The 20,932-nt window shown below is 63.6% G+C and carries 19 protein-coding genes; 5 read left to right on the plus strand and 14 right to left on the minus strand.

Annotated elements, in window-relative coordinates; all coding sequences use genetic code 11:
* The first annotated feature begins 125 nt into the window (after window positions 1-125).
* Window positions 126-1,073: an LD-carboxypeptidase gene (locus tag CAG11_RS15465; protein WP_085596962.1), complete on the plus strand. Its 948-nt coding sequence runs from the start codon at window positions 126-128 to the stop codon at window positions 1,071-1,073.
* 42 nt (window positions 1,074-1,115) lie between these two features.
* Here CAG11_RS15465 and CAG11_RS15470 read toward each other — a convergent pair whose 3' ends face one another.
* From CAG11_RS15470 to leuS, 5 genes are all read right to left on the minus strand, one after another.
* Window positions 1,116-2,438, minus strand: coding sequence for a lytic murein transglycosylase (locus CAG11_RS15470; protein WP_085596963.1), 1,323 nt, complete (start codon window positions 2,436-2,438; stop codon window positions 1,116-1,118).
* A 63-nt stretch (window positions 2,439-2,501) separates the two neighbouring features.
* Entirely contained in the window at window positions 2,502-2,663 is a 162-nt protein-coding gene (gene arfA, locus CAG11_RS15475; RefSeq protein WP_022641196.1) for an alternative ribosome rescue factor ArfA, read from the minus strand.
* A 99-nt stretch (window positions 2,664-2,762) separates the two neighbouring features.
* Complete coding sequence (gene holA / locus CAG11_RS15480) at window positions 2,763-3,800, minus strand: DNA polymerase III subunit delta (protein ID WP_085596964.1); 1,038 nt, start codon at window positions 3,798-3,800, stop codon at window positions 2,763-2,765.
* 39 nt (window positions 3,801-3,839) lie between these two features.
* The gene (gene lptE, locus CAG11_RS15485) at window positions 3,840-4,445 is read right to left on the minus strand and encodes an LPS assembly lipoprotein LptE (protein WP_085596965.1); all 606 of its coding nucleotides are present in this window, start codon (window positions 4,443-4,445) and stop codon (window positions 3,840-3,842) included.
* Window positions 4,446-4,533: 88 nt separating this feature from the next.
* A complete protein-coding gene (gene leuS, locus CAG11_RS15490; protein ID WP_085596966.1) occupies window positions 4,534-7,140 on the minus strand; it encodes a leucine--tRNA ligase in 2,607 nt (868 codons plus the stop codon).
* Window positions 7,141-7,400: 260 nt separating this feature from the next.
* On the opposite strand from leuS, the gene CAG11_RS15495 reads away from it, so the two are divergent.
* On the plus strand, window positions 7,401-7,721 hold the full coding sequence (locus CAG11_RS15495) for a hypothetical protein (RefSeq protein WP_085596967.1): 321 nt from the start codon (window positions 7,401-7,403) through the stop codon (window positions 7,719-7,721).
* 126 nt (window positions 7,722-7,847) lie between these two features.
* Window positions 7,848-8,609 (plus strand): YdcF family protein, encoded by a 762-nt coding sequence (locus CAG11_RS15500; protein WP_085596968.1) that lies wholly within the window; start codon window positions 7,848-7,850, stop codon window positions 8,607-8,609.
* Between the two features lie 31 nt (window positions 8,610-8,640).
* Here CAG11_RS15500 and lnt read toward each other — a convergent pair whose 3' ends face one another.
* The 5 genes from lnt to miaB form a co-directional block, all read right to left on the minus strand.
* Window positions 8,641-10,176 (minus strand): apolipoprotein N-acyltransferase, encoded by a 1,536-nt coding sequence (lnt, locus tag CAG11_RS15505; RefSeq protein WP_371857900.1) that lies wholly within the window; start codon window positions 10,174-10,176, stop codon window positions 8,641-8,643.
* Between the two features lie 173 nt (window positions 10,177-10,349).
* Window positions 10,350-11,189: an HlyC/CorC family transporter gene (locus tag CAG11_RS15510; RefSeq protein ID WP_022641189.1), complete on the minus strand. Its 840-nt coding sequence runs from the start codon at window positions 11,187-11,189 to the stop codon at window positions 10,350-10,352.
* 41 nt (window positions 11,190-11,230) lie between these two features.
* A complete protein-coding gene (gene ybeY, locus CAG11_RS15515) occupies window positions 11,231-11,689 on the minus strand; it encodes an rRNA maturation RNase YbeY (protein WP_022641188.1) in 459 nt (152 codons plus the stop codon).
* Window positions 11,682-12,701 carry a PhoH family protein gene (locus CAG11_RS15520; protein ID WP_022641187.1) on the minus strand — a complete coding sequence of 340 codons (1,020 nt, stop codon included), beginning with the start codon at window positions 12,699-12,701 and terminating at the stop codon, window positions 11,682-11,684. The genes ybeY and CAG11_RS15520 overlap by 8 nt, the downstream gene beginning before the upstream one ends.
* A 159-nt stretch (window positions 12,702-12,860) precedes the next feature.
* The gene (gene miaB, locus CAG11_RS15525; protein ID WP_022641186.1) at window positions 12,861-14,189 is read right to left on the minus strand and encodes a tRNA (N6-isopentenyl adenosine(37)-C2)-methylthiotransferase MiaB; all 1,329 of its coding nucleotides are present in this window, start codon (window positions 14,187-14,189) and stop codon (window positions 12,861-12,863) included.
* Window positions 14,190-14,323: 134 nt separating this feature from the next.
* Here miaB and CAG11_RS15530 point away from each other — a divergent pair, with 134 nt between their 5' ends.
* A complete protein-coding gene (locus tag CAG11_RS15530) occupies window positions 14,324-14,650 on the plus strand; it encodes a DUF1820 family protein (protein ID WP_022641185.1) in 327 nt (108 codons plus the stop codon).
* Between the two features lie 72 nt (window positions 14,651-14,722).
* Here the strand turns inward: CAG11_RS15530 and CAG11_RS15535 are convergent, their stop codons facing one another.
* The 4 genes from CAG11_RS15535 to CAG11_RS15550 all read right to left on the minus strand — a co-directional run bounded on the left by CAG11_RS15535 (window position 14,723) and on the right by CAG11_RS15550 (window position 18,242).
* Window positions 14,723-15,277 (minus strand): tetratricopeptide repeat protein, encoded by a 555-nt coding sequence (locus tag CAG11_RS15535; RefSeq protein WP_022641184.1) that lies wholly within the window; start codon window positions 15,275-15,277, stop codon window positions 14,723-14,725.
* 221 nt (window positions 15,278-15,498) lie between these two features.
* On the minus strand, window positions 15,499-16,782 hold the full coding sequence (gene hemL / locus CAG11_RS15540; RefSeq protein ID WP_022641183.1) for a glutamate-1-semialdehyde 2,1-aminomutase: 1,284 nt from the start codon (window positions 16,780-16,782) through the stop codon (window positions 15,499-15,501).
* Window positions 16,783-16,802: 20 nt separating this feature from the next.
* Window positions 16,803-17,426, minus strand: coding sequence for a thiamine phosphate synthase (thiE, locus tag CAG11_RS15545; RefSeq protein WP_085596969.1), 624 nt, complete (start codon window positions 17,424-17,426; stop codon window positions 16,803-16,805).
* 18 nt (window positions 17,427-17,444) lie between these two features.
* Entirely contained in the window at window positions 17,445-18,242 is a 798-nt protein-coding gene (locus CAG11_RS15550) for a hydroxymethylpyrimidine/phosphomethylpyrimidine kinase (RefSeq protein WP_085596970.1), read from the minus strand.
* 291 nt (window positions 18,243-18,533) lie between these two features.
* Here CAG11_RS15550 and CAG11_RS15555 point away from each other — a divergent pair, with 291 nt between their 5' ends.
* The gene (locus CAG11_RS15555) at window positions 18,534-20,900 is read left to right on the plus strand and encodes a 7TM diverse intracellular signaling domain-containing protein (protein WP_085596971.1); all 2,367 of its coding nucleotides are present in this window, start codon (window positions 18,534-18,536) and stop codon (window positions 20,898-20,900) included.
* Window positions 20,901-20,932: the final 32 nt, after the last annotated feature.

Genomic DNA, 20,932 nt, shown 5'->3' on the forward strand with positions numbered 1-20,932 from the left:
CCGCCGACTCCGTCGAGTCCCATCGCCTGTCCTTGGGCTTTGTGCTCCTCGCGGGCTATTTCCCCTTCTGTTTCGCGGCATTCATGGCTACTGTGCTCCAGTGAATTCGCACAGGGAGAATCCGTATGCCCATCCAACCGACCGCCGCCCTCCATGCCCACCTGCCCGTGCCGGCGCTGGCGGCCGAAGGCGTCATCGGTCTTATCGCTCCGGCCGGCCCGGCCGCGCTGGACACCGCCAAGGCCTTCCAGTGGATGCGCTCCAGGGGTTACGACTTGCGGATCTTCCCCGGGGTGGGGCAGCAGGACGGCTATCTGGCCGGCAGTGATGAGGTGCGTCTGCAAGACCTGCATGACGCTTTCGCCGATTCCGAGGTGGGCGCCATCCTGTGCTTGCGCGGGGGCTATGGCAGTCCTCGATTGCTGGACAAGATCGACTTCGACCTGTTGCGGCGCAATCCCAAGCCCTTCGTCGGCTACAGCGACATCACCGCTTTGCACCTGGCGATCAATCGTTATGCCGGGTTCGTGAGTTTTCACGGACCTTTGCTCAACGCCGACCTGCTGGCAGCCAAGCAGGCTCCCACTGAGGCGTCGTTCTTCAATCTGTTGCGCGGGCAGGTCAGGGCCGGCAGCCCGTTGCCCCATCCCGTGGCATTTCCCTTGACCACCGTCGAGCCAGGTATCGCACAGGGCGCGCTGCTGGGGGGGAACCTGTCGATCATCGCCAGCACCCTGGGCACGCCCTATGACATCGTCGCCGACGGCATCATCTTGTTCATCGAGGACGTCAACGAACCGCTGTATCGCATCGATCGCCTGCTCAATCACCTGCGACTAGCGGGCAAGCTCGACAAGTTGCGGGGTGTGTTGGTGGGGGATGTGGCCGGAGTGGATTTCACTGCGCTATGTGACTTGCTCAAGCGCACCTTCGAGCCGTTGCGGATACCGGTACTGGCCGGCTGGCGCAGCGGTCATTGCGACCCCAACCTGACCTTGCCCATGGGGGCGCTGGTCAGGCTGGATGCCGGAGCCAGGGAGCTGACCCTGGCCCAGGATGTAGTCTTCAAATAACCGGCTGGCGGAACAGCGAGCTTTCCTGTTGCGACTTGCGGCTCAACGACTGCGCAGGCTGTCCAGCAGCTTGCGGGTCGGGTAGCCGTCCGCCGGCCAACCCAGGGTCTGCTGGGCGCTGCGGATGGCCTTGCGGGTGTTGGCGCCGATGATGCCGTCGGGGTTGCCGGCATCGTAGTTGTTGGCGTTGAGCTGGGTCTGCAGGTCGATACGTTCGCTGCGACTCAAGGGCAGTTCGTCCTTGGGCCAGTCGCCGCTGATCAGTCCGGCACCGCTGAAACGCTCGGATAACAGGTTCACCGCCAACGCATAGGATGACGAATTGTTGTATTTGAGCACGGCCCGGAAGTTATCCAGGATCAGGAACGCCGGCCCCCGATAACCCGCTGGCAGCAGCAGGGACGCGGACAGTTGCTCGGAGCCGTAGGGCAATGCCTTGCCGTTGGCTGGATTCATCCCCAGGCGCATCCACTCGGCCACGCTCTTGCGCGTGCTGGCATCGGCCAGGGCGTAGTCGAAACCACTGTTGAGCTGGACTTCCAGGCCCCAGGGCTGGCCTTTCTGCCAGCCCGAGCTTTGCAGGTAGTGCGCCGTCGAGGCCAGGGCATCGGCCGGGCTGTTCCAGATATCCCGGCGGCCGTCACCGTCGAAATCCACGGCATGGGTGTTGTAGGTGGTCGGGATGAACTGGGTCTGGCCCATGGCCCCGGCCCAGGAACCGAGCATCTTCTCGGGCTGGATATCGCCATGCTGGATGATCTGCAATGCGGCGATCAGCTGGCTGTTGGCGAAGGCCGGGCGTCGGCCCTCATAGGCCAGGGTCGCCAGCGAGCGGATCACCGACTTGTTGCCCTGGAAATCGCCGAAGTTGCTTTCCATACCCCAGACGGCCACGAGCGCCTGGCGATCCACGCCGTAGCGCTGTTCGATACGTTGCAGGATGTCGCCATACTGGTTCAGCAGGGCCTGGCCCTTGCGCACGCGTACGGGGGATAGGGCGCCGTCCAGGTATTCCCATACCGGGCGGGTGAACTCTGGCTGGCTGCGATCGGCCTTGATCACGCTCATGTCCGGAGTGACGCCGGCGAAGGCGCGGTCGAACACATCGGCACGGATACCGGCATTCAGCGCTTCAGCGCGAAAGGCACTCAGCCACTGTTCGAAGCTCTGGGTCGGTTGGATATCCAGGTTATCGACCACCAGGGGGGCGACGGTCGCTGGTGCGGCAATGGGGGCCGACTGGAGGGCGGGCAACGGTTGGGCGTCGGCGGCGGTGGGCTTTTCCGCGCAGGCGACGAGCAGAATCAGGCTGGAGGCAGCGATCAGTTGGCGTAGGTGCCAACGACGGGAAATACAAAAGGGCATGCACAGGTCCAGAGAGAATGACAATCAGGTGCAGACCTTATCATGCCTGTGGGGTCCAGGGCTTCAGGCGGCCAGAAAGTAAGAAGCCTCCCAGTTTTTGGACTGGAAGGCTTCGCGGCGGTAGCTGCCTTTGCCCTTGGCCGGGCGTTCCTGGCGGCAACGGAACAGTGGCTGGGCAATGATGGATTTGGCCTTGTTGGGGCCATGCTTGGATGGCTTGCTCATGCTCGATACTCGCTTTATGGGGAGAGGTGCAACGGCGCGCATCATCGGCCAGCTGGGCACTGCTGTCCAGTACCCATGATCTTTTCCCGTATTGCGGACTTACTCGACAGGCAGGGGCAGGCGTTGGCCGGCCATCAGCAGTGACAGGCGGCTCAGGCTGCTCCAGGCGGAACCGCTGGCCTGGCCCTTGATCTGTGCGTCAATACGCTGGGCATCCAGCAGCAATTGGCTCCAGCGCTGGGCGGAATAGCGTTGCAGGGCCTTGCTCATCAGCGGCTTGCGCTTGTCCCAGACAGGCGGGCGGGCTTGGCTGAAAACCTTGTCCAAGGGGATTCCCTGGCCGAATTGCTGGGCCAGGTTGGCCAGTAGCCGTAGCTCCCGGGACAGGGCCCAGAGGATTACCGGAGGCTCGACCCCTTCGCCCTTGAGCCCTTCGAGCATGCGCAAGGCATGCGCCGCTTCCCCGTTGAGGATGGCGTCGACCAGGCCGAATACGTCGAAGCGGGCACTGTCGGCCACGGCCGCCTGTACCGTTTCGACAGTGACCTGTCCTCCCTCGGCCATCAACTTGAGCTTTTCGATTTCCTGGGCGGCAGCCAGCAGATTGCCCTCGACCCGAGCCGCGATCAGCTCCACGGCGTCCTGGTTGGCGGACATCCCGGCCTGGGACAGGCGCTGGCGAATCCACTGTGGCAACTGGTTGGCGTCCACTGGCCAGATCTGCACGAACTGGGTCTGGGCGCCTTCCACCAGGGCCTTGCCCCATTTGGTTTTCTGCGCGCTACCGTCGAGCTTGGGCAGGCTGATCAACAGCACGGTGTCTTCGGCCGGGCGCGAGCAGTATTCGATCAGGGCAGCAGCACCTTTGTCCCCGGGCTTGCCCGAAGGCAGGCGCAGTTCCAGCAGGCGCTTCTGCGCGAAGAGCGACATGCTGGCGCCAGCCAGCAACAGGCTGCCCCAGTCGAAATTGGCATCGGCGCTGAACACCTGGCGTTCGTCGTAGCCCTGCTGGCGTGCCGCGATGCGTATGGCATCGGCGGCTTCCTGGCAGAGCAGGGGATCGTCGCCGCTGATCACGTAGACCGGGGCGAGGGAACCTTGCAGGTGTTTACCGAGTTGGGCGGGGGCGAGTTTCATAGATGCGGGTCGGTGGGGCGCCGGAGCGCCCCACAAGGCTTACTGGTTCGGCAGTTCCATAGGGGACTGTTGCGGAGTTTCGGCTTCGGCCTTGCGTGCTGCTTCCAGGGCGTCGGCATCGGCCTTGGCCTTGGCTTCGGCAGTAGCCTGCAATTGTGCCAGCTGTTCCGGGCTCAGCAGTTGCAGGCGGATTATCATGCGCTGGACCAGGTCGCGGCGCATTTCCTGATAGGTCTGAGCCGATTCCTGACCGGAGCCGGTGATGTTGTTGCCGTCATGAACGAAGACTTTCTGCACCTCCAGCTTGTCGTTCAGCAGGTGCAAGTTGTCATGGGTCAGGATTTCATATTCCAGCTTGGTGCTGATTTCATACTCGGCAGAGTTGCCGCCGCCGGTGTAGCTGAGGGTGCGCTGGGAGTTCGACTCGCGCTGCAAGATCAGCTTGTAGGGCGCTCCGGCATGAACGCGGACACCACTGCTTTCCAGTTGTTGCTGCAGCAGTTTCACCGTCGCGCCGTAGGCGTCCCGGGCGCTGAGGTCGAGTTCCTTGATGCTCAATTCCTGGGTGCCAGTACCGCGCAGTTGAAAGCCGCAGGCGCTCAATACCAGAGCCAGGCCCATCACCAGCAGGTTACGTTTGATCATGTATTGCTCCCCTTGAAACCATATGGGCCAACCCTGTGGCCCTGAAGGTCTTGTTCGGCGCCCGGTTACCACCGGACGCCTGATCCAATTAGCTGGCGACGATGTTGACCAGTTTGCCCGGTACCACGATGACCTTGCGGATGGTCAGCCCCTCGGTGAAGCGCAGTACGTTTTCGTTGCTGCGGGCGGCGGCTTCGACTTCCTCGCGGCTGGCGCTGGCTGGCATCTCGATCTGGCCACGCAGCTTGCCGTTGACCTGCACTACCAGTTGCAGGCTGTCCTGCACCAGGGCGCTTTCGTCCACGGTCGGCCAGGTGGCATCGATGACTGCACCGTCATGGCCCAGTTGGTTCCACAGTTCATGGCTGATATGTGGAGTGATCGGAGCCAGCAGCAAGGTGACGGCCTCCAGGCCCTCCTGCAACAGGGCGCGGTCCTGTTCACTGGTTTGTGGCGCTTTTTCCAGCACGTTCATCACGGTCATCACTTGGGCGATGGCGGTGTTGAACTTGTGGAACTGGCCCACGTCGGTGCTGGCCTGCTTGATGGCTGAGTGGATGGCGCGGCGGATCACCTTCTGCTCGTCGCTCAGGGTGGTGACATCCAGTTTGCCCGGCAGGCCCTGGGCTACGTGAGCCTGGGCCAGGCGCCAGACGCGGCGCAGGAAACGGCTGGCACCTTCGACGCCGGAGTCGGACCATTCCAGGCTCATGTCGGGCGGCGAGGCGAACATCATGAACAGGCGGCAGGTATCGGCGCCGTACTGCTCGATCATCGATTGTGGATCGACGCCGTTGTTCTTCGACTTCGACATCTTCTCGGTGCCGCCGATCTCCACCGGCAGGCCGTCGGTCTTCAGGCGCGCGCCAATGATCTTGGCCTTGGCATCGCGCTCGACTTCGACGTCAGCCGGGTTGAACCAGTCCTTGCCGCCGTTGCTGGCGACACGGTAGTAGGTCTCGGCGACTACCATGCCCTGGGTCAGCAGGTTCTTGAACGGCTCGTTGGAGGTGACCAGGCCTTCATCGCGCATCAGCTTGTGGAAGAAGCGCGCGTACAGCAGGTGCAGGATCGCGTGTTCGATACCGCCGATGTACTGGTCCACCGGCAGCCAGTGGTTGGCGGCTTTCGGATCGACCATGCCACCTTCGTAGTTCGGCGAGGCGTAGCGGGCGAAGTACCAGGACGACTCGACGAAGGTGTCCATGGTGTCGGTTTCGCGCTTGGCCGCAGTGCCGCATTTCGGGCAAGTGCACTCGTAGAATTCCGGCATGCGCGCCAGTGGCGAGCCGGCGCCGTCGGGCACCACGTCTTCGGGCAGCTTGACCGGCAGTTGGTCTTCCGGCACCGGTACATCGCCACAGGATGGGCAATGGATGATAGGGATCGGGCAGCCCCAGTAGCGCTGGCGGCTGATGCCCCAGTCGCGCAGGCGGAACTGGGTGCGCGACTTGCCCAGTTCCTTGCGGATCAGCGCAGCTTCGATGGCGTCGAAGGCGCCAGCGAAGTCCAGGCCGTCGAACTCGCCGGAGTTGATCAGTTGGCCGTGTTCGCCATAGGCGGCCTGCCATTCGCCACTGACTTCATCGCCGGCGCTGGTGCGCACCACGGCTTTCATCGGCAGGTTGTACTTGTGGGCGAACTCGAAGTCGCGCTCGTCGTGGGCCGGCACGGCCATCACCGCGCCATCGCCGTAGTGCATCAGCACGTAGTTGGCGACCCACACCGGCAGCTTCTCGCCGGTCAGCGGGTGTTCGACGAACAGGGAAGTGGGCATTCCCTTCTTCTCCTGGGTGGCCATGTCGGCCTCGGCGACGCTGCCGCTCTTGCATTCGTCGATGAACGCCTGCAGTGCTGCATCGCCTTGGGCGGCCTGGGTCGCCAGCGGATGTTCGGCGGCGACGGCCACGTAGGTGGCGCCCATCAGGGTGTCGGGACGGGTGGTGAAGACTTTCAGCGCGCCGGCCTGGCCGATGCTCGCCTGGTCATAGGGGAACTGCACTTCCATGCCGCGGGACTTGCCGATCCAGTTGCGCTGCATGGTCTTGACCTGCTCGGGCCAGCCCGGCAGCTCGTCGAGGCTTTCCAGCAGCTCGTCGGCGTAGTCGGTGATGCGGAAGTAGTACATCGGGATTTCGCGCTTCTCGATCAGCGCGCCCGAGCGCCAGCCACGGCCGTCGATGACCTGTTCGTTGGCCAGTACGGTCTGGTCCGCCGGGTCCCAGTTCACGGTGCCGTTCTTGCGGTAGATCACGCCTTTCTCGAACAGGCGAGTGAACAGCCACTGTTCCCAGCGGTAGTAGTCCGGCTTGCAGGTAGTGACCTCGCGCGACCAGTCCACCGCCAGGCCCAGGCTACGCAGCTGGCTCTTCATGTAGGCGATGTTTTCGTAGGTCCACTTGGCCGGTGCGACGTTGTTCTTCATCGCGGCGTTTTCCGCCGGCATGCCGAAGGCGTCCCAACCCATGGGTTGCAGGACGTTCTTGCCTTGCATGCGCTGGTAGCGGGAGATGACGTCGCCGATGGTGTAGTTGCGCACGTGCCCCATGTGTAGCTTGCCGCTCGGGTACGGGAACATCGATAGGCAGTAGTAAGTGTCCTTGCCTGGCTGTTCGCTGACTTCAAACGACTTTTGCTCATCCCAGAAGGACTGGGCGGCGGCTTCTATATCACGGGGCAGGTATTGTTCGTGCATGGCTACTTTATGTACTGGATAAGGGTGGCCTAATCCTCTTCAACGCAACTCGGGTAGTGACGGCGCCAAACATGGCGTTTGCAGTTCCCGGTGGAGCTGGAAGTGGAGTTACAGGAAGCGCCGTAGCATACATGACCGCGCTCTGCCTAGGGAAACCCTGATTGCGCGCAAGGGCCGTTGGTCGCGGCGGCGCGTGGCCTGCGGCTGCCCGGCTAAGCTCAAAAAGGGGAGTGAGTCTTATTCTTCTATGAGGTGAACGGATGCTTGAATTGCAGCGCAAGGCAACGGGACCGGAGGTGTACGAGCGGCTGCTGAATCGACTGGCTCTGGCCCTGGATGCAGCGAGAACCGCAGATCGGCTGCGCGATGAACGCTCCGTCGAATTGGAGCTGCGGGGGTTGAGCCCTGCCGAACTGGAATTGATCCGGGCCTACCTGGCCCATAACCGGCGTGAGATGCCGGTCGATGTATCGAGCAATCTGCAACATCAGGAGGCGCCGCGTTCGGCCAAGATCATCTGGCTGAAGGACAAGGCCCCCGTCCGGGGTTCGGTGAAGGTACGGTCTCGGCAGTTCAAGTAGGTTCCAGGCCCCCGGAGCGGGGCGAAAGAGGTCGTTGCCGAGGACCTCGAAAGCGAAAATCACCGGCGTCGGTTGTTGCCGGATAACCATCCCTTTAGGCTTCGGGCATCTTTTTGGAGATGTCCGATGCCTTTTCGCTATTTCATCAAACAGTTATTGCTGCCGCCCGGCATCCTCCTGCTGTTGCTGCTATTCGCCTGGATGTTGCGTCGTTCCAGGCCGCGTCTCGCCCGCTGCTGTTTCTTTCTCGGCCTGGGTGGTTTCTGGCTGATGAGTTTGCCGGTGATGGTGGAGTGGGGCGCCCGTGGGCTCGAGCAATTGCCACCCCTGCCACAGGAACAGTGGGCCAGGTTGGCCGAGCAGGCCGATGCCATTGTGGTCCTGGGGTCGGGGCGCGAGCGTGGCGATCCGGCTTGGGGCGCTGACCAGCCCACTGGCGTGGGCCTGGAGCGCGAGCGCTATGCCGCCCGGCTGGCCAAGGCTTCCGGCCTGCCCGTGCTGACCAGTGGTGGCCTGCATTACGGCACGCCGCCAAGCGAGGCCGCGTTGATGGCTGATTCACTGCGCGACGATTTCGGAGTGACGGTGCGCTGGCAGGAAGGTCGCAGCCGCACCACCTGGGAGAATGCGCAGTTCAGTGCCGAGGTCCTGTTGCCCAAGGACATCAAGCGCGTGGTAGTGGTGACCCAGGCCTGGCACATGCCGCGTTCGGTCTGGAGCTTCGAACGTGCAGGATTCGTGGTGGTGCCGGCGCCGGTGGGGTTCCTGGGGATGGACAACGCCCGTCCGCTGGGTGGCTGGATGCCGGAGTTCAAGTCCATCTGGCAGAGCGGGCAGTTGCTAAATGAGGCGGTGGGCCAGGTGGGGTATCGCCTGTTCTATCGCTGAGTGCCGGCTCCCGGGGGAGCCGGTGCGGGGTTCAGACGGTCTTGGCGATCCGGCTGGCGAGCAGTGCCCAGCCCAGCAGCAGGGTGCAGAGTACTACCAGAGGCCAGGAGCGCCATTGCAGGTAGGGCGTCAGGTTGTGCATGGGCACTACTTCGCCATACAGGATGCCGCGCTCGAACTGGGGGATCTGCACGGTGATCTTGCCGAACGGGTCGATCAGTCCGGTAACGCCGTTGTTGGTGGCGCGGATCATCCAGCGGCCGGCCTCCAGGGCGCGCATCTGGGCCATCTGCAGGTGCTGCAGGGGGCCGATGGACGTGCCGAACCAGGTGTCGTTGCTGATGGTCAGCAGCAGGTCGCTGCGGGCCGAGAGACTGGCGGCGAACTCGGGGTAGACCACCTCATAGCAAATGAAGGGCGCGACCTGGTAGCCCTTGGCTTGCAGCAAGGGTTGGTCGGCCGGGCCGCGGGCGAAGTCGGACATGGGCAGGTCGAAGAAGTCGATCAGGCCCCGCAGCAGGTCCTGTAGCGGTACATATTCGCCAAAGGGCACCAGCTTCTGCTTCAGGTAGGTGCCGTCGCCCTCGCCGGTTACGGTGATGCCGTTGAAGTAGCGCTTCTCGTGGTGCACCAGCTGGCGCACCGGTACTCCGGTGATCAGCGCGGAATGACGATCGGCGGCGAAGTTGCCCATCATCGACAGATAGCCTTCGGCCGACTCCTTGAGCACTGGAACCGCTGTTTCCGGCCATACCAGCAGGTCCACGCGCTTGCTGGCCAGGCTCATGTCGCGGTACAGGCCCAGTTGCGCATTGAGTTGGGCGGGGTCCCATTTCATGCTCTGTTCGATATTGCCCTGGATGGCTGCAACCGACAGCGGCTCCCCCGCTGGGCTGGTCCAGGCATGGCCCTTGAGTGCCAGGCCGGCTACCCAGGGGGCCGCCAGCAGTACCAGCCCTGCTGCGATGAAACCCTTGCGACCGTTGCCGATCAGGCGTGGCAGGTTGTAGAGCAGGGCAGCGGTCAAGGCCAGGGCGAAGGAAATCAGCCAGATGCCGCCTAGCGGCGCGAGCCCGGCCAGGGGGCCGTCCAGCTGGCTATAGCCGGAATAGAGCCACGGGAAGCCGGTGAGGAACCAGCCTCGGAAGGCTTCCTGGCCCAGCCACAGGGCGGCGAACGCCAGGGCATCGGCCAGTGGCGCTTCGTTGCGTCGTAGCCAGCGGGCCCAGAGCCACGCGGGCAGGGCGAAGAACCAGGCGATGGCGGCGATGAAGGCCAGCATCAGCAAGCCTGCAAGCAGGACCGAGGCGCCACCGTAGGTGTGGATGCTGACGTAGATCCAGCTGGTGCCAGCGCCGAACAGGCCGAAACCGAAGCACCAGCCCCGGCCCAGGGCCTGGCGCGGCGTCAGTTGCCGCAGGCCGGCGTAGAACAGGCCGACGGCCAGCAACGCCAGGGGCCAGATGTCGTAGGGGGCCAGGGCCAGGGTGGTGATGGCGCCAGCCGCGACGGCCAGCAGGTTGCCGGGCGAGCCGGGTTGAAGCGAGCGCTGCAAGAAGCGTTTCATCAGCTCTTTCCTGTATCGCACCGGGCAGGGCGCGAGGAGATTGTTCGGGTTGATTCAGCTGAGCGTCGAATCACGCAGCGCTTCGCCGCTGGCCCCTGCGCAGGCTCCTTGCCGGCTGCCGATCGGTCGGCGGCCAGGCAAGGTTCCAGTGGGAGGGGCGAGACGTCCAGTTCTCAGCGAGAGACGGGGGTCAGGCGCAGCAGGTGGATCCGCCGGCTGTCGGCATTGAGCACGCGGAAGCGATAGGCACCGATTTCAGTGATTTCGTTGCGTTTTGGCAAGTGGCCAAACGCACTCATCACCAGCCCGCCGACAGTATCGAACTCGTCGTCGGAGAAGTCGCTGTCGAAGAACTGGTTGAAGTTCTCGATCGGCGTCAGCGCCTTGATCAGGAAGTCACCACTGGGCAGCGGCTTGATGTAGCTGTCTTCCTCGACGTCGTGCTCGTCCTCGATATCGCCGACGATCTGTTCCAGCACGTCCTCGATGGTCACCAGGCCCGCTACACCGCCGTATTCGTCGATGACGATGGCCATGTGGTTATGGTTGGCGCGGAACTCGCGCAACAGCACGTTCAGGCGCTTGGACTCCGGCACGAAGGTGGCCGGGCGCAGCAGGTCCTTGATATTGAAGCTGTCGCCGTTCTCCTTGAGGATCAGGGGCAACAGATCCTTGGCCAGGAGGACGCCCATCACGTCGTCATGGCTTTCGCCGATCACCGGATAACGCGAGTGTGCGGAATCGATGACCGCGGGCAGGAATTCCCGGGGGGTCTGGGTCGCCTTGATGCTGATCATCTGCGAGCGCGGGACCATGATGTCCCGGACTTGCAGGTCAGCGACCTGGATGGCGCCTTCGACGATGGCCAGCGCTTCGCTGTCCAGCAATTTGTTCTGATGGGCTTCGCGCAGCAGTTCCAGCAGCTCCTGGCGGTTTTTCGGCTCATGGGCAAAAGCCTGGGTCAGTTTGCCCAGCCATGACTTTTGCCCGTTGCTCGATCGATCTTCGCTCATAGCGATTGCTCTGAATCCTTAGGTTGTTACAAGTGGGTTGTTCAGCTTTCGTCGTCTGCATAAGGGTCGGGATGACCCAGTTCTGCAAGCAATGTACGTTCCAGGGCTTCCATTTCCTCGGCTTCGTCGTCATCTATATGGTCGTAGCCCAACAGATGCAAGCAGCCGTGAATCACCAGGTGGGCCCAGTGGGCCTCGAGCGCCTTGCCTTGCTCGGCCGCTTCCCGTTCGACCACCGGGATGCAGATCACCAGGTCTCCCAGCAGCGGGATATCCAGCAACTCATCCGGCACTTCCGCAGGAAATGACAGCACATTGGTGGCGTAATCTTTATGACGCCAGGTGTGGTTCAGCTCGCGGCCTTCGGCTTCGTCGACCAGGCGGATGGTCAGTTCGGAGTCGGCGGTGCGCTGGCGCAGGGCCAGCTCGCACCATTGGCGGAACTGTTGGTCGCTGGGGGCCGGCTGTTGGCTGGCGCGCTGCAGATCGAGCTCAAGCATCGTGGCGGCTGCCCCTGTCGGCGGCGGCCTTGGCGGCTTCGTCGGCACTGTGCTGCTCGAAGCGCTCGTAGGCTTCGACGATGCGCTGCACCAGGGGGTGGCGCACCACGTCCTTGGGCATGAAGTGCGTGAAGCTGATGCCCGGGACATCGCCCAGCACCTTGATCACGTGGGCCAGGCCGGACTTGGTGCCCTTGGGCAGGTCGACCTGGGTGATGTCGCCGGTGATCACCGCCGTGGAGCCGAAGCCGATCCGGGTAAGGAACATCTTCATCTGTTCCACGGTGGTGTTCTGGCTTTCGTCGAGGATGATGAAGCTGTTGTTCAAGGTCCGGCCACGCATGTAGGCCAAGGGCGCGATCTCGATGACCTGGCGCTCGATCAGCTTGGCCACATGCTCGAAGCCGAGCATTTCATACAGCGCGTCGTACAGCGGACGCAGGTACGGGTCGATCTTCTGTGCCAGGTCGCCAGGCAGGAAACCCAGTTTTTCGCCGGCTTCCACCGCCGGGCGCACCAACAGGATGCGCCGTACTTGTTCGCGCTCCAGGGCGTCCACCGCGCAGGCTACCGCCAGGTAGGTCTTGCCGGTACCGGCCGGGCCGATGCCGAAGTTGATGTCGTTGGCGAGGATTTCCTTGACGTAGCGCTGCTGGTTCAGGCCGCGCGGCCGGATCATGCCCTTGCGGGTGCGCAGGGCGACAGCAGCGTCGGCCACCGAGGGATTGTCGAGCTGTTCCACGGCGGATTCCTGGAGGAACAGGTGCACCAGGTCCGGCGACAGCTCGGTACCCTTGGTTTCCCGGTAGAGGCGGCGCAGGAGGTTTTCCGCGGAGGTGGTGTGCTTGGGTTCGCCGATCAGTTCGAACTGATTGCCGCGATTGCGGATCTCGATCGCCAGGCGCTGCTCGATCAAGCGCAAATGCTCGTCGAACTGCCCGCACAGATTGGCGAAGCGGCGAGCCTCGAAGGGCTCGAGGATGAAACGATGAGGTTCTATGGGTGCGTTCAAGGTCGTTTTTAGCCGCCCAACGGCAATTAAGATGAATTCAAGGATAACGCCAGCAGCCTGGGTGCGAAAGCTCTTATGAGGAGCGATGACTGCCGGTGTTTCTCCAGGCCTCTGGCCCGGTCGGCAGGCTGGCTTGCGCCCAGGCCGGTTTCCTCGCCCCTACGCCAGCAACGAGCCACGCAGCGAGTGGGGCTGCGCGGAGTCGATGTGCACGTCGGCGAACTGGCCGATCAGGGTCGGATCGTCGCAGCGGAAGTTGACGATCCGGTTGTTCTCGGTCCGTCCTTGCAGCTCTCCAGGGTCTTTCTTGGAGTAGTCGGTCACCAGGATGCGCTGGGTCGAGCCGACCATCTGTCGGCTGATTTCGAAACCTTGCTGGTTCAACCGGTGCTGCAGGGCGTTCAGGCGTTCTTTCTTCAGCGCTTCCGGGGTGTCGTCCGCAAGGTCCGCGGCCGGGGTTCCGGGGCGCTGGCTGTAGACGAAGGAGTAGGAGAAGTCGAACCCCACGTCCTCGATCAGCTTCATGGTCTGCTGGAAGTCTTTCTCCGTTTCCCCGGGGAAACCGACGATGAAGTCCGAGCTGATGCAGATCCCCGGTACCGCCGCGCGCAGCTTGCGCAACTTGGATTTGTACTCCAGGGCGGTGTGGTTGCGCTTCATCGCGGCCAGGATGCGGTCCGAGCCCGACTGGACCGGCAGGTGCAGGTGCTTCACCAGTTCGGGGACTTCGGCGTGGGCCTGGATCAGGCTGTCGGAGAACTCCAGCGGGTGCGAGGTGGTGTAGCGGATCCGCTCGATGCCATCGACGGCCGCGACCACGCGGATCAGCTCGGCCAGGTCCGCAGTGCGCCCTTCGTGGGTCTGGCCACGGTAGCCGTTGACGTTCTGGCCCAGCAGGGTGACCTCGCGGACGCCGTTTTCCGCCAGGTGGATGATCTCGGCGATCACATCATCGAACGGCCGGCTGACTTCTTCGCCACGGGTGTAGGGGACGACGCAGAAGGTGCAGTACTTGCTGCAGCCTTCCATCACCGAGACATAGGCGCTGGGGCCGTCGATGCGGGGCTCGGGCAGGTGGTCGAACTTCTCGATCTCGGGGAACGAGACATCCACCTGCGGCAGCTTGGTGGTTCGGGCGATGTCGATCATTTCCGGCAAGCGGTGCAGGGTCTGCGGGCCGAAGACCACGTCGACATAAGGTGCCCGGTCGCGGATGGCCGCGCCTTCCTGGCTGGCCACGCAGCCGCCCACGGCGATCACCATTTCCGGGTTGGCCAGCTTCAGCTCGCGCCAGCGCCCCAGTTGGGAGTAGACCCGGTCCTGGGCCCGTTCGCGGATGGAGCAGGTGTTGAGCAGGATGACGTCCGCGTCTTCGGCGCGCGCCGTGACTTCCAGGGCCTGGTTTTCACCCAGCAGATCCACCATGCGCGAGCTGTCGTACTCGTTCATCTGGCAACCGTGGGTTTCGATGTAAAGCTTTTTGGCCATGGACCTAGGTCTCAGGTGATTCAAAGAACCGCGCATTATAGGGTCCATGCCCCCAGGTTCCTAGCATTGCGCGTCGGGTAGCTATGCTATAGTTCGCGCCCCATTTTTCTCCCCCGACCTGTTGTCCGTCCGCCATGACCAAACGTGAAGCTCCAATCTACAAGGTGATTTTCCTCAACCAGGGCCAGGTGTTCGAGATGTACGCCAAGCAGATCTATCAGAGCGATCTGTGGGGATTCCTGGAAGTCGAGGAATTCGTCTTTGGCGAGCGCACGCAAGTGGTGGTCGATCCTAGCGAAGAGAAGCTCAAGGCCCAGTTCGAAGGCGTGGTACGCAGCTTTGTGCCCATGCATTCGATCGTGCGCATCGACGAGGTGGAGCGCCTGGGAACGCCGAAGATCAGCGAAGCCCGTGGCGTGGGCAATGTCATGCCGTTCCCGATGCCGATGCCCGAGAAGTAACGTCGTTCGATGATTGCTGGCCGTTCCCGGTGAGCGGCGGCCGTCTTGCTGGCCAATGGCTGGCCGAGGCGGTCAAGGCAGGGGCGAGAAGGGCGAGCGGCCGTCGGCGCTCTGCAGTTCCAGCAGGTATTTACGGAAGATCTGTCCCAGCACCTGGGTGGCGACTTCCAGCTCGTCGCGCTGCATGTGCTCGGCGACTTCATCGGCGGTATCCAGGGCGTCTTCGGCGCCATTGACCGCAGCCATCTTCAGCACGATATAGGCCTGGACGTTGTTGGCCGGTACGCCTTCGCCGTGGAAGAACATGGTGCCGAGCTTGAACTGCGCCTGGGCGTGGCCTTGCAGGGAGGCTTTCTCGAAGTAGCTCAGGGCCAGGTTGAGGTCGCGTGGTACGCCCTTGCCCTCGTAGTAGAACTCGCCCAACTCGTATTGCGCCTGGGCATCCCCTTCGTCGGCGGCCTTCTGGCACGCGGTAAGAGCCTCGGCCTGTTCCTGTGCCTGGGGATCGAGGGTGCAGCGACCCAGCGCTGGGATCAACAACGAGTTGCCGCCTGCTTGTGCGTGCGCGAGCAGGGGTTGAAGGAGCAACAGGCAGCCCAGTGTCAGGGCGCGGCCGGTGCGGTTCATGGGAATCGACTTACCTCTGAGGGGCGCGCGGCCCAGCGTGGGGCCCAATAAGCGCGCATTATGAAATAAGCAGGGCCCACCTTACAAAGTCTTTACTCGTTTTTCTGCCGCATGGGCGCGATATCCGCCGCTTTCGCCAGTATTTTCCCGGTCGGCGGGAGCAAAGTCCGCATAAAGGGCGTGACGGACGCTGCGGGTCGCAGCGTCCGCCGGCCGAGGCATCACTTCAGGGCAGCGAAAGCACGTTCCGCGGCATCCAGGGTCAGCTTCAGCTCGGTGTCGCCGTGGGCGATCGAGGTGAAGCCGGCTTCGAAGGCGCTTGGCGCGAGGTAGACGCCGCCTTCGAGCATCAGGTGGAAGAAGCGCTTGAACAGGTTGGCATCGCTGGCCATCACGTCGTCGAAAGTGACGATGTCGTCGGCGCCGCTGAAGTACAGGCCGAACATGCCGCCCGCCTGGGTAGTGACGAACGGGATGCCGGCGGCATCGGCGCGTTGCTGCAGGCCTTCGAGCAGGCGGCTGGTGTAGTCGCTCAGCTCGGCATGGAAGCCCGGGCGGCTGATCAAGCGCAGGGTGGTCAGGCCGGCCGCCATGGCCAGAGGGTTACCGGACAGGGTGCCTGCCTGGTACACCGGGCCCAGCGGGGCGATGCAGCCCATGATCTCGCGCTTGCCACCGAAGCAGCCCACCGGCATGCCGCCACCGACGATCTTGCCGAAGGTCGACAGGTCCGGGGTCACGCCATAGTGGGCCTGGGCGCCGCCGAGGGCGACCCGGAAGCCGGTCATCACTTCGTCGAAGATCAGCACCACGCCGTGTTTGTCGCACTGCTCGCGCAGGCCTTCGAGGAAGCCCGGCGCCGGCGGTACGCAGTTCATGTTGCCGGCCACCGGTTCGACGATGATGCAGGCCACGGTCTGGCCGACTTCGGCCAGGGTCTTCTCGACGGCGGCGATGTCGTTGAACGGCAGGGTCAGGGTGTGCTTGGCGAAGTCGGCCGGGACCCCGGCCGAGCTTGGTACGCCCTGGGTCAGCAAGCCGGAGCCGGCCTTGACCAGCAGGCTGTCGGAGTGGCCGTGGTAGCAGCCTTCGAACTTGATGATGGCGTCACGGCCGGTGTAGCCACGGGCCAGGCGGATGGCACTCATGGTGGCTTCGGTGCCGGAGCTGACCATGCGCACCATCTCCATGGACGGCACGATGGAGCACACCAGGTCGGCCATCTCGGTCTCCATGGCGGTCGGCGCGCCGTAGGACAGGCCGTGTTCCAGCTGCTTGCGTACGGCGTCCAGCACTTGCGGGTGGCTGTGGCCGAGGATCATCGGGCCCCAGGAGCCGACATAGTCGACATAGCGCTTGTCATCTTCGTCGGTGACGTAGGCGCCTTCGGCATGCTTGAAGAACAACGGAGTGCCGCCCACGCTGCGGAAAGCGCGGACCGGCGAGTTCACGCCACCGGGGATGTGTTTCTGGGCGTTGGCGAACAATGTTTCGGAACGAGACATGGCAGGGCTCTCAAAAAATATCAAAGATCGAACAGGGCGTTGAAGGCGCGGGCGCGACGGGTCACCTGTTCGGCGCTATCGGCACCGAACAGCCCGTGGACCACGGCCAGCAGGTCGGCGCCATGGCCGACCAGCGGTGCTGCGTTATCCAGGGTGATACCGCCGATCACGCAGATCGGCAGTTGCAGGCTGGCCCGGGCCTGGTCCAGCAACTCGAGGTTGGCGGTGGGCGCGCCGGGCTTGGTGCTGGAGTTGAAGAAGCGGCCGAAGGCAACGTAGCTGGCACCCTCGCGCGCGGCTTGCTCGGCCAGTGCCAGCTGGCTGTGGCAGGTGGAGCCGATGATCGCCTGGCGCCCCAGCAGGGCCCGGGCCGGGGTCAGCGGGCCGTCGGTCTGGCCCAGGTGTACGCCAGCGCCGATGCGCGCCGCCAGCTCGGCGTCGTCGTTGATGATCAGCTGGGTCTTGTAGCGCTCGCACAGGCCGAGCAGGGCTTCGGCCTCCCGCAGGCGACGGGCCTGGTCGTCGCTCTTGTCGCGGTACTGCAACAGGGTGACGCCGCCATCGAGCGCTGCCTCCACGTATTCCAGGAACTTGCCAGCCAACAGCTGGCTATCGGTGATGGCATACAGACCACGTAGTTTCATAGGGCGAGCCTCATGGCATTACGAGCAGAAATCCAGCGGCAAGCGGCGTGGGACGAACTGCCCGCGCCCCAGTTGTTCGGCGTCGCGCAGGGTCCGCCAGGTGTAGTCCAGGGCCGTTTTCACGGCGCTGGCCAAGTGCTCGCCCTGGGCCAGGCGGCCGGCGAGGGCGCTGGCCAGGGTGCAACCGGAACCGTGGTAGCTGCCGGGCAGGCGCTGGCAGGTATAGGTTTCACGCAGGCCGTCGCGGCTGTACAGGCGGTTGTGCACTTCGTGCTCGTCGCCATGGCCGCCGGTGATCAGCAGGTGCTTGATGTAGGGCAAAAGTTTTTCGGCGCATTGGTCGGCGGTGCCTTCGGGCAGTTCCGCCAGGATCCGGGCTTCGGGGAGGTTGGGGGTGGCGATGGTCGCCAGGGGCAGCAAGCGTTCGCGCATGGCGTAGCCCACTTCATCCTTGCCCAGCCGTCCGCCACCGCCGGCGCGCAGCACCGGGTCGCAGACCAGGGGCAGGTGCGGATGCGCCTGGAGCAGCTCGACCACGGTGTCGACCATTTCCAGGGAGCCGAGCATGCCCAGCTTGACCGCGGCCACGGTGGAATCGTTGAGCACGGCATTGGCCTGGGCCAGTACCCACTCGCGATCCAGGACGCGGAAATCGCTGACGTTGACCGTATCTTGCACGGTCAGGGCGGTTACAGCCGGAGCTGCGTGACAACCCTGGGCCTGCAGGGCTTCGATATCTGCCTGCAAGCCGGCGCCGCCACTGGGGTCGTGGCCGGAGAGACAGAGGACAACGGGGCGGGAGCTGTAGGTATTCATGGGCGGCGAGCTTACCACCAAACGCTTTTTTGCGCGGCGCCTGGCGCGGAATGATCCACGGAGCTGTTTTCCTGCCGACAATCCTGACCGAAGCAACAGCTCTAGCTCGCTGGATTGCGCTGAAAGGCCCGTTCTAGAGCCTTTAGACTAAAATTCTCGATAGTGTTCAATGGCCATCAGAGGCTATGCTAGAGTGGTTTCAATCCAATAACAGGTCATGCTGGTTGACGTCTTCTCAAAGGGAAATGGGGGGCTTCCTGACGCAACCGGACAAGCCACGCCGGGGCTTTAATGCGCTATTTGCTGATGTTGCTGTTGAGCCTGCCGATGCTGGCTGGTGCCGTCGAGTTCGACGAGTTCACCCAACGCCTGCCCTTGGGGCGGGTGATGCAAGTCCTCGAGGACACAAGTGGTCAGGCGACGATCGCCGATGTCAGTTCCGCAGCCCTGGCCGGAGCCTTCAAGGCCCACGACCAGGACACGCTCAATGCCGGCTACTCGCGCTCGGCATTCTGGCTGCGGATCGACCTAGACTACCGCCCCGCCAACCCCGCCGCGCAACGCAGCTGGCTGCTGGAGTTGGCCTATCCGCCCCTGGATCGCCTGGACCTGTACGTCCCCGATGAAAGCGGCGGTTATCGGTTAGCCGGGCGTACCGGTGACGCCTTGCCCTTCAGCAGCCGGCAGATCCACCAGAACAACTACCTGTTCAGCCTGAATTTCTCGCCCCACGAGCACAAGACCGTCTACCTGCGCCTTTCCAGCGAAGGGTCGATCCAGGCACCGGTGAGCCTCTGGTCCGGCACCGCCTACCTGGAGGCCCAGCCCGCCCGCTTGTATGTACTGGGGCTGATCTACGGGGTGTTGCTGGGCATGCTGGTGTACAACCTGTTCATCTACCTCAGCGTCCGCGACACCAGCTACCTCTACTACATCGTCTATATCGCTTCGTTCGGCCTGTACCAGCTTTCGGTCAATGGCGCCGCGGTAGAGTACTTCTGGCCCGACAACCCCTGGTGGGCCAACGCCGCGACCCCCTTCTTCATCGGCTCGGCCGGCCTGTTCGGTAGCCAGTTCGCTCGCAGCTTCCTGCAGACCGCCCGCCACAGTCCCTGGGTCGACCGTGTCCTGTTGGCGCTGATGGCCTTCGGGGCCGTGGTCATGGCCCTCTCGCTGATGACCAGCTACGCCCTGGCGCTACGCCTGGCCACGACCCTGGCCCTGGTCTTCACCGTGGTCATCTATGTCGCGGGGATCGTCGCCTGGTGCCGTGGCCTGCGGGTGGCGCGCTATTTCATCATTGCCTGGTCGGCCTTCCTGTTCGGCGGAGTGATCAACACCCTGATGGTGCTCGGCTACCTGCCCAACGTGTTCCTGACCATGTACGCCAGCCAGATCGGCTCGGCGATCGAGGTGGCACTGCTGTCCCTGGCCCTGGCCGACCGGATCAACTCGATGCGCGAACAGCAGGCCCGGACCCTGCAGGACGCCGGGCAGAAGCTGGAGGTGCTGAACCAGCAACTGGCCCATAGCAATCGGCTCAAGGATGAATTCCTGGCCACCCTGACCCACGAACTGCGCACCCCGATGAATGGCGTCATCGGCTCCCTGGAATTGATGCAGACCCTGGAGCTGGATCCGGAGCTGGAGCAGTACCAGCAGACCGCCGCCGGCTCCGCCCGGGACATGATGCGCATGGTCAACGGCATCCTCACTCTCACCGAATTGCAGGCCGGCAAGCTCACGGCGCAAAGCCAGCCGTTCAGCCTGCGTTCGTTGCTGAGCGCCTTGCAGGCCCAGTTCGGCGCTAGCGCAGCGAACAAGTCGTTGTCGTTCCGGGTCGACCTGGGCGTCGGTATCCCCGATCGCTTGCTGGGGGATCGCTGCAAGCTCAGCCATTGCCTGGAATGCCTGCTGGAGAACGCGGTCAAGTTCACCTCTGGCGGCGGCGTGATATTGCGCGTGGTCAGCAGGGCCGCCCCGGCTGGGCGGGTGAACCTGATCTTCGAGGTGATCGACAGCGGCATCGGCTTCGTCAACCTGGACGAAGCCACCCTGTACCAGCGTTTCTTCCAGCTCGATGGTTCCATGACCCGCGAATACGGTGGCCTGGGTATCGGCCTGGCGATCTGCCGGCAGCTGGTGGAACTGCTCGGCGGGCAGCTTACCCATGAATCCACACCAGGCCAGGGCAGCTGCTTCCGCCTGCATGTGGCGCTCGACTCCCAGGAACCGGTGGCCCGTTCGTCGGTCGTTGGTTCGCGGCGCCTGCCCGAGGATTGCAGCGTGCTGCTAGTGGACGACAACGACGTCAACCAGCTGGTGCTGCGGGGCATGCTGCTCAAGCTGGGGTACCGGGTACGCACTGTCGCCAGTCCCACCGATGCCTTGCAGGCGTTGGGGCGCGAGGCCATCAGCGCGGTGCTGCTGGACGGTGATATCAATACCGCCCAGGTCGGAGCGTTCCGCCTCCAGGCCCAGGCTTTGCCGGGGTATGCCCGTTTGCCGATCCTGCTGGCCTGCGTTCCCGGTACAGAGGGCTGCATCGGCGGCTCCGGGGCCGATTACCTGGGAAAACCGGTGAAATTCGAAGAACTGCAAGCCGTGCTGGCCAGGTGGGTGCTGCGGGAAGAACAAGGCGAAAGCGCCGATATTTAGGCGGATATGCCACTTTGAACGGAGGGAGGCGG

Source organism: Pseudomonas sp. B6(2017), from assembly GCF_002112765.1.
Lineage (GTDB): Bacteria > Pseudomonadota > Gammaproteobacteria > Pseudomonadales > Pseudomonadaceae > Aquipseudomonas > Aquipseudomonas piscis.

Coding starts and splice junctions, on each gene's coding strand:
- CAG11_RS15530 (WP_022641185.1), top strand. CDS start 14,324: ATGACCAAACGTGAAGCTCCAATCTACAAGGTGATTTTCCTCAACCAG.
- CAG11_RS15510 (WP_022641189.1), bottom strand. CDS start 11,189: ATGAGCGAAGATCGATCGAGCAACGGGCAAAAGTCATGGCTGGGCAAA.
- leuS (WP_085596966.1), bottom strand. CDS start 7,140: ATGCACGAACAATACCTGCCCCGTGATATAGAAGCCGCCGCCCAGTCC.
- hemL (WP_022641183.1), bottom strand. CDS start 16,782: ATGTCTCGTTCCGAAACATTGTTCGCCAACGCCCAGAAACACATCCCC.
- lnt (WP_371857900.1), bottom strand. CDS start 10,176: ATGAAACGCTTCTTGCAGCGCTCGCTTCAACCCGGCTCGCCCGGCAAC.
- thiE (WP_085596969.1), bottom strand. CDS start 17,426: ATGAAACTACGTGGTCTGTATGCCATCACCGATAGCCAGCTGTTGGCT.
- CAG11_RS15465 (WP_085596962.1), top strand. CDS start 126: ATGCCCATCCAACCGACCGCCGCCCTCCATGCCCACCTGCCCGTGCCG.
- miaB (WP_022641186.1), bottom strand. CDS start 14,189: ATGGCCAAAAAGCTTTACATCGAAACCCACGGTTGCCAGATGAACGAG.
- CAG11_RS15555 (WP_085596971.1), top strand. CDS start 18,534: ATGCGCTATTTGCTGATGTTGCTGTTGAGCCTGCCGATGCTGGCTGGT.
- CAG11_RS15550 (WP_085596970.1), bottom strand. CDS start 18,242: ATGAATACCTACAGCTCCCGCCCCGTTGTCCTCTGTCTCTCCGGCCAC.
- ybeY (WP_022641188.1), bottom strand. CDS start 11,689: ATGCTTGAGCTCGATCTGCAGCGCGCCAGCCAACAGCCGGCCCCCAGC.
- CAG11_RS15535 (WP_022641184.1), bottom strand. CDS start 15,277: ATGAACCGCACCGGCCGCGCCCTGACACTGGGCTGCCTGTTGCTCCTT.
- CAG11_RS15495 (WP_085596967.1), top strand. CDS start 7,401: ATGCTTGAATTGCAGCGCAAGGCAACGGGACCGGAGGTGTACGAGCGG.
- CAG11_RS15470 (WP_085596963.1), bottom strand. CDS start 2,438: ATGCCCTTTTGTATTTCCCGTCGTTGGCACCTACGCCAACTGATCGCT.
- CAG11_RS15500 (WP_085596968.1), top strand. CDS start 7,848: ATGCCTTTTCGCTATTTCATCAAACAGTTATTGCTGCCGCCCGGCATC.
- holA (WP_085596964.1), bottom strand. CDS start 3,800: ATGAAACTCGCCCCCGCCCAACTCGGTAAACACCTGCAAGGTTCCCTC.
- arfA (WP_022641196.1), bottom strand. CDS start 2,663: ATGAGCAAGCCATCCAAGCATGGCCCCAACAAGGCCAAATCCATCATT.
- lptE (WP_085596965.1), bottom strand. CDS start 4,445: ATGATCAAACGTAACCTGCTGGTGATGGGCCTGGCTCTGGTATTGAGC.